At 48.6% G+C, this 12,614-nt stretch carries 11 protein-coding genes; all 11 read left to right on the forward strand.

All coding sequences use genetic code 11. From position 1 onward, the window contains the following. On the forward strand, nucleotides 1-2,112 hold the full coding sequence (locus tag LTAR_RS00175; protein ID WP_062420111.1) for a hypothetical protein: 2,112 nt from the start codon (nucleotides 1-3) through the stop codon (nucleotides 2,110-2,112). 95 nt (nucleotides 2,113-2,207) lie between these two features. Beyond that, nucleotides 2,208-2,564 (forward strand): NADH-quinone oxidoreductase subunit A, encoded by a 357-nt coding sequence (locus LTAR_RS00180; protein ID WP_062420112.1) that lies wholly within the window; start codon nucleotides 2,208-2,210, stop codon nucleotides 2,562-2,564. A 31-nt stretch (nucleotides 2,565-2,595) separates the two neighbouring features. Next, on the forward strand, nucleotides 2,596-3,807 hold the full coding sequence (gene nuoH, locus LTAR_RS00185; RefSeq protein ID WP_062420113.1) for an NADH-quinone oxidoreductase subunit NuoH: 1,212 nt from the start codon (nucleotides 2,596-2,598) through the stop codon (nucleotides 3,805-3,807). Next, nucleotides 3,804-4,319: an NADH-quinone oxidoreductase subunit J family protein gene (locus LTAR_RS00190; RefSeq protein ID WP_062420114.1), complete on the forward strand. Its 516-nt coding sequence runs from the start codon at nucleotides 3,804-3,806 to the stop codon at nucleotides 4,317-4,319. The genes nuoH and LTAR_RS00190 overlap by 4 nt, the downstream gene beginning before the upstream one ends. Before the next feature lie 5 nt (nucleotides 4,320-4,324). Further along, complete coding sequence (gene nuoK, locus LTAR_RS00195; protein ID WP_062420115.1) at nucleotides 4,325-4,633, forward strand: NADH-quinone oxidoreductase subunit NuoK; 309 nt, start codon at nucleotides 4,325-4,327, stop codon at nucleotides 4,631-4,633. 13 nt (nucleotides 4,634-4,646) lie between these two features. Beyond that, nucleotides 4,647-6,827: an NADH-quinone oxidoreductase subunit L gene (nuoL, locus tag LTAR_RS00200; protein ID WP_062420116.1), complete on the forward strand. Its 2,181-nt coding sequence runs from the start codon at nucleotides 4,647-4,649 to the stop codon at nucleotides 6,825-6,827. 4 nt (nucleotides 6,828-6,831) lie between these two features. Beyond that, entirely contained in the window at nucleotides 6,832-8,337 is a 1,506-nt protein-coding gene (locus LTAR_RS00205; protein ID WP_062420117.1) for a complex I subunit 4 family protein, read from the forward strand. Nucleotides 8,338-8,346: 9 nt separating this feature from the next. Beyond that, complete coding sequence (locus tag LTAR_RS00210; protein WP_062420118.1) at nucleotides 8,347-9,819, forward strand: complex I subunit 4 family protein; 1,473 nt, start codon at nucleotides 8,347-8,349, stop codon at nucleotides 9,817-9,819. Nucleotide 9,820: 1 nt separating this feature from the next. After that, nucleotides 9,821-11,278, forward strand: coding sequence for an NADH-quinone oxidoreductase subunit N (locus LTAR_RS00215; protein ID WP_062420119.1), 1,458 nt, complete (start codon nucleotides 9,821-9,823; stop codon nucleotides 11,276-11,278). 35 nt (nucleotides 11,279-11,313) lie between these two features. Beyond that, nucleotides 11,314-11,610, forward strand: coding sequence for an AtpZ/AtpI family protein (locus LTAR_RS00220; protein ID WP_062420120.1), 297 nt, complete (start codon nucleotides 11,314-11,316; stop codon nucleotides 11,608-11,610). Then, nucleotides 11,594-12,583 carry a F0F1 ATP synthase subunit A gene (gene atpB, locus LTAR_RS00225; protein WP_062420121.1) on the forward strand — a complete coding sequence of 330 codons (990 nt, stop codon included), beginning with the start codon at nucleotides 11,594-11,596 and terminating at the stop codon, nucleotides 12,581-12,583. Before LTAR_RS00220 ends, atpB begins: the two co-directional genes overlap by 17 nt. Nucleotides 12,584-12,614: the final 31 nt, after the last annotated feature.

Below are 12,614 nucleotides of genomic sequence, written 5' to 3' on the forward strand. Positions count from 1 at the left end.
ATGGCATTTTACCGACTGATACGCATGGATGGAACTGTTTATGGCTATAATGAACGGAAATCTTTTCTAACTGGTTCCTGTATGAACTTTCTTCGAAAAATCACCCGTCATCCCCTCGCATTTCCTGTTTTTCTGCTTGCCACCATGTTGATTGCCTATGGTTATCAAATCAATCGGATGGGTTTTTACTGGGATGATTGGCCGACTGTTTACCTTGCCAGTCTAAAAAATTCCCATAATTTCTGGAGATTTTTCGCGTATGACCGGCCTCTGTCGGCCTGGTTATATGTTCTTCTGACGCCGCTCATCGGGATTAATCCCACTGCCTGGCAGTTCTTTGCCATTATTGCCCGATGGGCCGGCTGTCTGGGATTCTGGATTTTCTTCAAACAACTCTGGCCCGATCGAAAACTGGAGGCTGGCTTCGCTACACTTCTACTAGCCATCTATCCGGGGTTTTCACAGCAGCCAATTTCATTGACTTATAGTTTGTTCTGGGTATTGTATGCCCTGTTCCTTTGGTCTCTCGTGGCCAGTCTGGCCGCCATAAAAAACCCCAAGCATCGGATTTGGTTGACGATTCTGGCGTTACTGGCTTCATTGATTGAAACCATGTCCATGGAGTATGTCATTGGATTGGAATTGTTACGTCCAGTATTCTTCTTGCTTTTGATGATTCAAATGGGTATTCATTGGAAGGAAGCTATAAAAAAAGCCCTGTTGAAATGGACTCCCTATGTTGGAGTTTTATGTGTCTTTGTTTATTACCGGTTTGTTTATTATCCTCAAATTCACACGGATCCCGAGGCCAACGCGCCTCTTCTCTTGCGCGAAATTCTGGTACATCCATTGCCGGGACTAACGCATCTTTTTCAGAATATGGCACAGGACTTATCTCAGGCGCTGGTATTTGCCTGGAGCAAGTCTATTGTGCCCGCAGAAATTGATTTCACGCATACCACCACCCTGTTTGCTTATGCCATCGGACTTGTGATGGCCATTCTGGCAGTTATGTTTATGAAACAGCATGCCGTCGCCGGGCGGGATGTTTCTGACACTGACCATTTTCCGTTGCAGTCTGTTCTACTGGGTTTCATAGCCGTCATTATGGGCGGGCTGCCTGTCTGGAGCACCAACCGGCAGATTATCCTGGGAATGTGGTCAGACAGATTTTCTCTCGGTTTAATGTTTGGAATAGCGATTTTGCTGGCCGGACTGGCTGGCTGGTTTTCTCAAAATCCATTCAGACGGGCGGTATTCCTTTCTGTATTTCTCGCACTAGGCACCGCTTTTCAGGTTCAGAATACGGCAAAATACAAATTAAACTGGGATGCGCAAAAGGATTATTACAACCAGATAGTATGGCGGATACCGGATGTTAAAGAAGGCACGGCTATTCTGGGAAACAAAGTACCCACAGGTCTATCGGCTGAATATTCGGCTGGATTCGGATTGAATGTCATCTATGCCAACGGAGAAAATTCAGACCTTCCCATCTGGTTCTTCAGTGCCATATCTGACCGGGGAGGTTCCATCCCTGATTATGTGGAAGGTATTCCACTGAAATTCGAATTGCGAGATATAAAATTCGATAGCACAACCTCAAAAGGCCTCGCTGTTTATTATAAATATGGCGAATCATGCCTGCGGGTGATGACATCACAGGATAAAACGTATCCAAATCTCGATGACAGCGAAAGTGAATTGCTGTCCATTTCACATCCTGACCAGATAATAACAGAGGCTGCATCAAAATCACTTCCTTCTGAATTGTTTGGAAGTGAAGCCTCACATGGTTGGTGTTATTATTTCCAAAAAGCTGATCTGGCTCGGCAATCCGGTCAATGGCAAAAGGTTCTTGATCTCCATCATGCGGCTGTTAATTCTGGATTGGGACCGAAAAATGGAACAGAATATGCTCCAATAATCGAGGCACTGGGGCATTCCGGTTCGTGGGAGGAAGCCCGAAAACTCACTAACAGGGCCGTTGAATTAACTGGAAACGCAAAACCCTATTTTTGTCAGATTTGGGATTCTCTGAAAACCCTTGATGGCAGCCAAACTGTGTATGAAACGGTAATACACGATTTAGATTGTGGAGAAATCAGGTAAAAATAAGCCATCTATTTTTTACAGACCGGCTTTTATGTTAGAATAACTTCAGTAACTGATCATAATTTACCCTGGGAGAAGAGAAAAACATCAACATGGTCAATGATTGGGTATACATCGGCCTGTTTATTCTCATTTCGCTCTTTCTTCCGGCGGCGGCGATTCTTATTGCCGGGTGGCTTGCACCTAAAAAACCGAATAAAATCAAAAATTCCACGTATGAATGTGGGATAGAAACCGTGGGGGATACCTGGGTTCAATTCAGAGTGCAGTATTACATTTACGCACTCGTTTTCCTTGTATTTGATGTTGAGACGGTATTCCTGTATCCATGGGCGGTTGCCTACCGCCAGTTGACATTATTCGCCGTACTTGAAGCGGTGGTGTTCCTGCTTCTTCTCGCTGGTGGTCTCATCTATGCCTGGAAGAAGGGAGCCCTTCAATGGAATTGACAGGCTTCAATTATCCGGATAAGGGGGGGCTATGACTTTTTGGACAGACCCCATCGGATTGCTGGATGCCTGGCTTTTCGCCGTGTTAACAGGTTGGGGATTGCCGGCAGATGTTTCCCGGATCATCCTGTACATCCTGGGTGGATTTGTGCTGGCAACAGGTGCGATGGTTTTTACTGTTTTCCTGATCTGGCTGGAACGGAAACTGATCGGCCGTTTTCAGGATCGGTTTGGACCCAACCGTGTGGGCCCGTTTGGTATTTTCCAGACGGTTGCAGATATGTTGAAGATTTTTACTAAGGAATTCATAACCCCTGACGGTGCAGACCTCATTCCCTATAACCTGGCTCCCATTTTATCGGTGGCAGGGGTGTTGTTCGTATGGGCTGTTCTTCCATTTGCCATCAATATGCTCGGTGTGAACCTGAATGTGGGTGTGCTCTATGTTGTGGCCGCCGGTGCGATTGGTGAACTTGGAATGATCCTGGCCGGGTGGGGCTCCAATAACAAATTCGCCTTGATTGGAGCGTTCCGGGCTATCGGTCAGATGATTTCCTATGAAGTTCCCATGATCCTGACGTTGCTCGTTCCGGTAATGTTCACCGGTTCCATGGGTTTGAATGACATTGTAAAGGCTCAAAATCCCTGGTTTGTGGTGGTTGCACCTCTGGCCGCTTTTATTTTCTTTATTTCCCAGGTGGCTGAAAATGCACGTGCTCCGTTTGACCTGACGGAAGCCGAATCGGAATTGGTGGCTGGTTTTAATATTGAATACTCTGGACTGAAATTCGGCATGTTCTATGTGGCTGAATTTCTTCATGCCTTTACCATCTCAGTTTTGTTTGCTGTGATCTTCCTGGGTGGCTGGCTCGGACCGGGAGCGGAAAAGTACCCCTGGCTGGGTCTGCTCTATACCATGATTAAAACCACCGTCGTATTCTTCACCATACTGTTAATGCGGGCGGGATTGCCTCGTTTCCGGATTGACCAGGTGATGGACTTGAATTGGAAATTATTTACTCCTCTTGCGATCGGTATCCTGATCGTGACGGCAGTGGTTGATAAATCTCTCGCGTTGTTTACACCAACAATCCGTGTACTGGGATTGCTGGCTGCCAATCTGGTAATGCTGCTGGTAACCCTGCGTTTCTTGAAAATTTTCGCACAGAAGAAACGCCGCCCGCTGGTTGTTCCCAGTGCATCCACTGAATTACCGGATGACATCAGCGAGGTGCTTTTATGACCGCAGTACAAATTGTGTTCCTGGCTGTGGCAGCTCTAACCCTGGCTGCCGCGGTGATGGTTGTTTCGCTACGCCGTATGATGCAATCTGCCCTCGCCTTGATCCTGGCACTGGTGGGTGTGGCGGTCATTTTTGCATTGCTGGGAAGTGGATTTTTCGCTGTTTCCCAGGTGGTTGTTTATATCGGTGCCATTGCCATATTGATTATTTTTGCCGTGATGTTGACACAGAATTCCATGAGCCCTGAACACAGTCAGATGAATCCGGGTTTTCTCTATGCCGCCCTCGGATCTGCTCTGTTGTTTTCCAGCCTGGTTTTTATTCTGTCGATGTGGGTTGGTTTTTATGCCATTCCGGTGAATCTGGACCCGTCTGTTGATACCATCACTGTACTGGGACTGAGCCTTACCGATCCGCAGGGATTTGCCCTTCCATTTGAAATTGTCTCCGTATTATTGCTGGCCGCTTTAATCGGGGGTATTTATATTGCCCGCGATCATCACAGAGATTGAATGCCATGATACCGCTCTCGTGGATTCTTGCTTTTTCACTGGCTTTGTTTTTTATTGGCCTGTTTGGTGCCATAGCCCGGAAGAATGCCATCAGCATTTTAATGGGCATTGAACTTATGTTAAATGCTGTGAACATTAATCTTCTGGCATTCTGGCGTTATTTGTATTCAGCCCATATGAATGGTCTGGTTTTCATAGCGGTTGTTTTTGCTGTAGCGGCTGCTGAAACAGCTGTCGGATTGGCATTGATCATTTCGGCTTATCGCAACCGGCGGACTATTACCGCTGGTGATTTTGATTCTTTGAAAGGTTGAGGCTTCCAGAACTGTGGCAATAGAAAAACTCCTCTGGTTGATCCCGCTGCCTCCGCTGATTGCCTTTGTGCTGATTTCACTTGGTGCAAACCGATCACGCGGACTCAGTCATTCACTGGCTGTGGCTGGCGCCGGACTTTCCTGGCTTGGGAGTATGTTTGTGTTCTGGAAAGCTTTACAGGTCAAAGACCTGACCGGGTTCCCGATAATTTCAACCATTAACTGGCTTCCGATGGGAGCAGAGTGGTTGAAGGTCGGGATACGCATAGACCCATTAAGTGCCGTTACCCTGTTCTTCGTCGCCTGGACAATTTTGTGTATTTTTATCTATAGCATTGGATATCACAATTACAATGCCCCGGCCGGTGTACACGATCAACCTGGCCTGCCGCCCCATGGTGCTTTACATACTTCGGATGAAGGCAAGATTATCCATGTTCCATCTGTGGAGCCCATGTATGCGCGGTTTTTTGGTCTGATAAGTTTGTTTGCCTTTGCCATGTACCTGCTGGTTATTAGCGACAATTTGCTGACGCTGTATATCGGCTGGGAAATCATGGGCCTGTGTTCTTATCTGCTCATCGGTTTCTGGTATGCTAAACCATCTGCCCGCGATGCTGCTGTCAAGGCTTTCTTGACCACAAGGGTAGGGGATGTGTTTATGCTGCTCGGTCTGGCAGCCCTTTATACATCAACCGGTTCACTGAGCTATGATGTTGTTTTTCGGCCCGATGTGGTTGTTCAGCTGGCGGCCATACCGACAGGAGTATTCGGGCTTTCACTTGCCGGGCTTTCCGGGCTGCTCTTGTTCATCGGAACGGTTGGAAAATCTGCACAATTCCCTTTGCATATCTGGCTGCCCGATGCCATGGAAGGCCCCACACCTGTCTCGGCCATGATCCATGCTGCCACGATGGTTTCTGCCGGTGTATATCTGGCTGTGCGGGCATTCCCCTTGATCAGTGCAGGTTGGACTCCCGGCAGCCCGCTGACTCCCCCCATGATGGTTTTGGCCGTGATTGGTACATTCACGGCGTTTTTCGCTGCCAGCATTGCCATAGCACAAAATGACATAAAACGCGTTCTGGCATATTCCACTATCTCTCAATTGGGTTTCATGGTGGCGGCATTGGGAGTTGGTTCCTATACAGCCGCCGTCTTCCACCTGTTTACTCATGCTTTTTTCAAAGCCCTTTTATTCCTGGGAGCCGGTTCGGTCATACACGGTATGGAACATGGCGCCCTGGCGGAAGATGATCCTGTAGACGTGCAGGATATGTTTCATATGGGTGGATTGCGAAAAACCATGCCATTGACTTTTTGGACGTTTTCGGCCGGCGGTCTTTCGCTGGCCGGCTTCCCGCTTCTCACAGCCGGATTCTGGTCAAAAGATGAAATTCTTTCCGGCGCTTTTTCGGGCCGGTTCTGGGTGGTATTTATTGTATTGGCCATCACTGCCTTGATTACAGCGTTTTACACCGCCCGGCAGATTACCCTTACTTTCCTGGGAACGCCTAGAAGTCAGGCGGCGGGGCATGCACAGGAAAACAAACCGATCATGACCTACCCGCTGGTGGTTCTGGCTGTATTTGCCATTGGCGCCGGTTGGATTGGCATACCGGCAGGTTTTCCACTAACAGGTGCACATCAGGCCGGATGGATCATAACGTTTCTCTCCCCGATGAATCCACTGGAGGGACATTCTCCGGAAGTATTCTCCTCCCTGCCTCTGGTAGTTTCTCTCGTTGTCTCTATCGGTGGTTTATATCTCGGGTGGCGCGTTTACCGAGGTTATCAGGCCGGGCAGGTAGATCCTGTGGAAAGAGCTCTCGGACCGGTATTCTCTTTATTAAAGCAGAAATATTATATTGATGAAGTGTATTCGGCTATATTTATCCGTCCAGCCAGATGGATGGCAGAAATATTTACGGCGTTATGGTTGGACAACCGAATTATTGACGGGATGGTTAACGGCCTGAGTGCCCTGATGCCTGCCTTAGGTTCTCTGCTGCGAAATGGTTTTGACAAACCGGTAATCAGCAACGGCGGTGATGCGTTGGGGAACAGGCTCATTCATTGGGGACAAATCCTGCGGAAAGTGCAGAGCGGACGGATTCAACAGTATATGTTGTATACCCTCTGGGTGATTGTCGTTTCAGGAATGGTTGTTTTTTACCTGATGGGAAGAGGATAAACGCATGTTGATCGGACACCTTCTCTCCCTGATTTTATTCCTGCCAACCATCGCGGCACTATTCATGATATTCCTGCCGGCAGACCGTCCGCGTATGCTGCGATTGTTTGCCTTCTTTACCTCTCTATTGCCCTTTGTGCTGACCTTGATCTTGTGGGGGCGGTTTGACAGTCAGATTCAGGGATACCAGTTTGTGGAGAACACCCCCTGGTATCCGGCTATCGGATCCAGCTATCACCTTGGGGTAGACGGTCTGTCGCTTCCGATGGTCTTATTGACCACTTTGCTTGTGCCGTTGTCTATTCTGGCATCCACCACCATTAAAACCCATCAAAAAAGCTTCCTCATGTTGTTCCTGTTCCTGGAAACAGGTCTTCTGGGTGTATTCCTGTCTTTAGACCTGTTATTGTTCTTTGTTTTCTGGGAAATTGGGCTGATCCCCATGTATTTCATCATCAACCAGTGGGGCGGTGAGAACCGTAACTATGCTTCACTGAAATTTATCTTGTATACCATGGCCGGTTCACTCGGCCTTTTGCTGGCCATCCAGATGATGGGGGCGGCTTCAGGCACATTTGATCTGATCAAGTTGACCTCTACCTGGCCGGATACATCACCGCTGCCTTTATTTGGTCTCTCACCGGCAACCGTCAAGGCTGTGGCCTTCTGGGCATTTGTGCTGGCTTTTGCCATTAAGGTGCCGGTGTGGCCGTTCCATACCTGGCTGCCCGATGCCCACACCGAAGCACCCACACCCGGATCAATGATTCTGGCCGGTGTGCTCCTTAAACTTGGAGCGTACGGATTCTTGCGACTGGTATTGCCGCTTTTCCCGACGGAATCTCATCAATTTGCCGGATGGCTGGCCGTTCTGGCAGCCATTTCCATTGTTTTCGGTGCGCTTGGTGCATACGGACAGAACGATTTCAAACGTCTTGTGGCTTATTCATCCGTCAACCATATGGGCTTTGTGGTGCTTGGAGTGGCGGCAGCCGCCATGGCGGCAGGAACTCAACATGCCATTATTGCCGTAAATGGGGCAGTCATGCAGATGTTCAACCACGGCCTTTCCGCTGCTGGGATGTTCTTCCTGGTTGGTGTTTTATATGAACGGGCACATACCCGCGACCTGACTCGTTTTGGCGGTTTGTGGTCAATCCTTCCTGTATATGGCGGCGTATTGATGTTCACCGCCATGGCGTCTCTTGGATTGCCCGGTCTGGGTGGGTTTGTATCCGAATTCCTGGTTGTCCGGGGAGCCTGGGCGGTATACCCGCTGGCAACAGCTCTCAGTATGATTGGTTTGTTCTTCACCGGCGTTTATATACTGAAAGCATTAAAAATGGTTTTGCAGGGTCCATTGAACGAGGAATGGAACAGTAAGCTGACCGAGATCCGCCTGGATGAACTTGTAATCATGGTTCCGTTGATGGTATTAATGCTGGTCAATGGCATCTGGCCGGCCTGGCTACTGGAAATGATCAACAAAGCGGCCATGGCCGTATTCTAACGAGGGACGATGCATCTATCTGTGCTGACATTTATCATTGCACTACCGCTTCTGACCGGCATCGTCATTCTTTTACTGCCGATGTCAGAAAAGAAGGCTCCGCGTCTGCTGGCTTTGATTAGCAGTCTGATCGCCCTGGCGTTGTCGGTATGGGCATATGCCCGTTACGATATTCCTGCGGGTGGTTATCAGTTCATTCAGAAGGTGGACTGGCTTCCTGCGCTCGGCATTTCCTATCACGTGGGAGTTGACGGTATCAGCCTGCCATTGGTTTTACTGGCTGGAATTGTCACCGCAAGCGGTGTGGCTGTCTCTTGGAATATTGAGGAACGGCCCAGAGAATTCTTCAGTTTCTTGATGTTCCTGGCTGCCAGCGTTTTCGGTGTTTTTTGCTCGCTTGACCTTTTCATGCTTTTCTTTTTCTTTGAAATGGCTGTCTTCCCCAAATATCTGATGATCTTAATCTGGGGCAGCCCGAAAACCCGCGAATATGGTGCGATGAAGCTGACTCTCTACCTGTTCCTGGGTTCGGTGGTCGCGTTGGTGGGTGTACTGGCAATGGTATTCCTTTCAGGCGCCAACACATTTGACATGCTCGCTCTGGAAAAAGCCGGTTTCGCGGCAGATTTCCAACGGCTGTGGTTTCCTTTCGTATTTTTTGGTTTTGCTGTTCTGGGCGGTCTGTTTCCATTCCATAGTTGGGCGCCTGATGGACATGTGGCTGCTCCAACGGCTGTCTCCATGCTGTTGGCCGGTGTGGAGATGAAAGTAGGCGCTTTTGCTGCCTTGCGAGCCGGGATAATGCTGCTTCCGGAGGGTGCCAGATACTGGGCGTATGTCATTCTGGCACTGGCAACAGTTAATGTTGTTTATGGTGCGCTGATCGCCCTGGTTCAGACAGATTTCAAGTATGTGATCGGTTTTTCATCCGTTTCGCACATGGGATTGGTGATGATCGGTTTTGCCACTCTTAACCGTGAAGGGTTGATGGGTGCCGGGTTGCAGATGTTTTCTCACGGTGTAATGACGGCTCTCTTCTTTGCCATTGTCGGAATGGTCTATGACCGTACCCACACCCGTGAAATCAACCGGCTGGGGGGATTGATAAAAGTAATGCCAATGGCGGCCGTCGGATTTATTATCAGCGGACTGGTATCGATGGGTATGCCGGGTTTCTCCGGTTTTACAGCAGAGTTCCCTGTATTTATGGGCGCCTGGAGGTCGGCGCCGATAGTGGCCGTGGTGGCCGTGCTGGGGATCATTGTAACGGCAGGATACATCCTGCTTGTTGTAAGACGTGTCTTCTTTGGGGAACTGCCTGAAAATATGACCGGAATTATCGAGAACGTAAGTGGGCTGGATAAATTTACTATCGGATTTCTCAGCCTGATCATGATTGCCCTTGGGCTTTTCCCATCACTTATGGTTCCTCTGGTGAACAGCGGTGTTGACCGGATTCTGTTGATTCTGGGAGGCCGGTGATATGGGCATCTCATCTGGCAATATCACCCCGATTCTGTCAATTTTGCCGGAGATTCTCCTGCTCATTCTGGCTTTAGTGGTACTGGGACTTGATCTCGGATTGAAAAAATTCTCTCCTGCCTTGATCGGATGGGTGACAGTGGTCGGATTAATATTCTCAGCCATTGGCGGTGTGATGATTTCCGGTCACCAATCTGGCGGGCTGTATATCTGGGGCGGGATGCTCCGGCAGGATGCAGCGGCGAGTGTATTTCAAGTCATATTTATAACTGGCGCTGCTTTGACCGCATTTTTTGCTCTGGAAGATTCAAAGTGCGTTTCAGCAGAGTTCTATTTCCTTCTGTTGATATCCACCCTTGGAATGTGCCTGCTGGCGGCTTCTTCTGACCTGATCATGATCTATCTATCATTGGAATTGGCTTCCATCCCATTGTATATTCTGGCTGGATTTCATTATCGTGAAACATCATCTGTTGAGGCGGGTTTGAAGTACATGCTTTACGGGGCAGTGGCTTCCACCATTATGGTCTTCGGTTTCACTTTTTTATATGGATTCAGTGGAACCACCCAATTGTATGCCATCAATGCCGCCATACAAACCGGTCAGATTCCACCCATGGTGACCACGATGGCGGTCATGCTGATTTTAGCCGGAGTGGGCTATAAAATCAGTGCCGTTCCGTTCCATTTCTGGGCGCCAGATGTATACGAAGGCGCCCCAACGGTGGTTGCCGGTTTTATCTCAACCGCATCCAAAGCAGCCGGATTTGCCGTTCTCCTGCGCCTGGCACTCACCATATTACCGGTGCTTTCCCCATATTCGCCGTATCTTCTCGCTGCTATGGCAGTGGCAAGTATGCTTGTGGGAAATTTACTTGCAATAAATCAAAAGAACTTCAAACGGCTGCTGGCATATTCCTCCATTGCGCAGGCGGGGTACATTCTGGTGGGTGTGGCTGCGTCCAATAATCTGGGGGCTGCCGGAGTGACGTATTATCTGATGGCGTACCTGGTGACCAACCTGACGGCGTTTGCCCTGGCGCAAGTCATCGGTCAGGCCAACAGCAATGATGATATTTCTTCATTGGCGGGGTTAACCCAGCGGTCACCCGTACTGGCATTCTCATTACTGGTCAGCCTTTTATCACTGGGGGGAATTCCTCCATTTGCCGGTTTTGTAGGCAAATTGCTGGTCTTCTCCGCTGGAGTCCAGGCAGGAATGGCCTGGTTGGTGATTGTGGCTGTGTTGAATTCAGTTCTCAGTCTGTACTATTACTTGAAAGTGTTGAAGATCGCCTTCCTTGACCATCCCAGGGAAACACCCTTGATAAAAATTGAAACAAATTCCTGGCGGATTGCATTTATTGTATGTCTGGCTGGTATTCTGATTCTGGGAGTAATCATACTTCCGTGGTATGGATGGAGCATTACAGCAGCATCTTCACTCGCTCTTTATTGACGGTCATTTCTTGGTGATGATATAATCTTTTCCACATGATCAAGGAACCTACCGGCAAAACCGATCAAAAACAACGGAATTTCAATCTTGCCATGGCTGCCCTTGTCAGTCAGGTTGGCTGTCTTACCTTGATCATTATTCTGGCTGCCCTTTTTGGCGGGCTTTATCTGGACAATCGCTTCGGCAGCCGTCCCTGGTTTACTCTCGGTTTATTAATTGGGAGTATTCCGGTTTCCCTGGGTGTCATGCTTTACGTTTCACGAGCCGCGATTCGCAAAATAAAGACGCAAGCGGCAGCGCAGGAGGAACAGGAAGTTGGAAGCCAAAAGTAAATGGCGCTGGGGCGTCAACCGTTGGATTTTATTGGCCTGTATTATTCTGGGAATTTTTGGGGCGAAGTATTTTCCCCCGATTCAACCCCACATTCAGGTGGCTCCTGAGAACTTGACTTCTCAGCCCTTATTCACCTTACCGGTAATTGGATCGTTTTATTTGACCAATACCATGCTGGCAGTTTTTATTGCCTATATTCTGGTGCTTCTTCTCGGTTTTAAGATCAAGAAGGACCTCGAAAAAGGCGATCTGATTCCCAAAGGCATTACGGGCGCCATCGAGATGCTGGTGGAAGCCCTTTATAACATGACGGAATCAACGGCAGGAAAATGGGCTGGAACGATATTCCCCTACTTTATGACCATTTTCCTGGTCGTTTTAACAGCCAACTGGATGGAACTGATTCCGGGCGTTGACAGCATTGGCCGATTGGAAGAATCTGCTCATGGATATCCTCTTTTGCCGTTGATTCCCGGAGCTGTGGCTGCCATTGTCAAAGGTACTGGCGATGCTGTAAAAGAGGGCGGCTATATGGTGACGCCGTATCTCCGTGCAGCTGCCACTGACCTGAATTTTACGGCAGCATTGGCTTTGATCTCTGTAACTATGACCCAGGTGATCGGTCTACGCGCCCAGGGCATTGGGTATTTTAGCAAGTTTTTCAATACCAGAACTCTTTGGACGAAACCTTTCTTTGGAGCTATGGATCTTCTTGTCAGCTTATTGGAGCTGATTTCCGAATTCTCCAAAATCCTTTCGTTTGCCTTCCGGTTGTTCGGTAATGTATTTGCCGGTTCTGTCTTGTTGTTCCTGGTTGGTGCAATGGTTCCAGTTTTTGCCCAATCATTCATTGTATTGTTCGAGGTATTCATTGGTTTGATCCAGGCTGTTGTGTTCGGTATGCTCACCATGATCTTCATGGCCATGGCAACAAAAGGCCACGGTGAGCATGAAGAAGAACATGCGGCTTAATTTTTGAAATTCCATCTGCAGGTTGGAGATA

It is taken from the genome of Leptolinea tardivitalis, assembly GCF_001050275.1.
GTDB classification, from domain to species: domain Bacteria; phylum Chloroflexota; class Anaerolineae; order Anaerolineales; family Anaerolineaceae; genus Leptolinea; species Leptolinea tardivitalis.

Coding starts and splice junctions, on each gene's coding strand:
- LTAR_RS00175 (WP_062420111.1), top strand. CDS start 1: ATGGCATTTTACCGACTGATACGCATGGATGGAACTGTTTATGGCTAT.
- LTAR_RS00180 (WP_062420112.1), top strand. CDS start 2,208: ATGGTCAATGATTGGGTATACATCGGCCTGTTTATTCTCATTTCGCTC.
- nuoH (WP_062420113.1), top strand. CDS start 2,596: ATGACTTTTTGGACAGACCCCATCGGATTGCTGGATGCCTGGCTTTTC.
- LTAR_RS00190 (WP_062420114.1), top strand. CDS start 3,804: ATGACCGCAGTACAAATTGTGTTCCTGGCTGTGGCAGCTCTAACCCTG.
- nuoK (WP_062420115.1), top strand. CDS start 4,325: ATGATACCGCTCTCGTGGATTCTTGCTTTTTCACTGGCTTTGTTTTTT.
- LTAR_RS00205 (WP_062420117.1), top strand. CDS start 6,832: ATGTTGATCGGACACCTTCTCTCCCTGATTTTATTCCTGCCAACCATC.
- LTAR_RS00210 (WP_062420118.1), top strand. CDS start 8,347: ATGCATCTATCTGTGCTGACATTTATCATTGCACTACCGCTTCTGACC.
- LTAR_RS00215 (WP_062420119.1), top strand. CDS start 9,821: ATGGGCATCTCATCTGGCAATATCACCCCGATTCTGTCAATTTTGCCG.
- LTAR_RS00220 (WP_062420120.1), top strand. CDS start 11,314: ATGATCAAGGAACCTACCGGCAAAACCGATCAAAAACAACGGAATTTC.